The 873-nt window shown below is 55.2% G+C and carries 1 pseudogene; it reads left to right on the top strand.

The window, feature by feature from the left end:
* Positions 1-873: pseudogene (locus tag PO883_RS34645) on the top strand (hypothetical protein); the annotation flags it as partial.

The following is an 873-nucleotide window of genomic DNA, read 5'->3' as shown; positions in this document are numbered from 1 at the left end:
AGCAGATGGCGCGTGGAAAGGCGAGGCCACCAATAGTGACACGCTCACGTCCGTCTTCAACAGCGGCAAAACGGCCATCGTCGAATGGACTTACCAGACGGCGAATGGCGATATGATCGAACGCTACTCTGGTGCCGGACAGCTTATTTCACAGACTTTCCGTAATGGCGTGACGCAGCGTTTTACCTATAGCAACGGTGTAACGAATGACAGCAATGTGGGAAGAAACCCCGTTAATGCACCCGCATGCGCCCACGTCCAAGCCGGCCCTCTTCTTCCTGCCGGGAAACTCATGTGTGTCACCGACAGTCTCGGATTCAAACTCCATTTTGAGTATGACGGTAAGGGGCGTATTGCCAAGGCGATCGATCCCGCAGGTGAGCTCTACGCTTACGAATACGATGGGGTTTCCGGCGGGTGCGTGATGCCTGACGCGAACAACGCGGCATGCAGCGCAAATAATTTGACGAAGGTCACGTATCCCGACACCACCAGCAGAACGTACATGTACACCGAGGCGGCGCACATCAACAACGGCGCTGCGTGCCCTGGCATGCCTGGAGTGGGGAATGGCTTTGGCAATTTGCTCAATGCTTGGACAGGATATATCGACGAAAACGGCGAGCGCCACATCAGCTGGACCTACGACTGCCTAGGCCGGGCAACCTCCTCGGAACGTGCAGATGGTGTGAAAAAAGTAAAAATCGCCTATAACGCCGATGAGTCCTATACATCAGCAGTCGTGGAGCATTACACGGGCCTGTCCTTGAGCCCTATCACCACGTCAACTACCTACAGCTTCGGCCGAGTTCTCGGCAGCGTGCGCAATACCTCGATCAATAAGCCGTGCATCGAGTGCGGCGACTATGCTAT

This window comes from Massilia sp. DJPM01, assembly GCF_030348125.1.
GTDB lineage: Bacteria > Pseudomonadota > Gammaproteobacteria > Burkholderiales > Burkholderiaceae_D > Telluria_A > Telluria_A frigida.
This window is presented reverse-complemented; position numbering and strand designations above follow the sequence as displayed.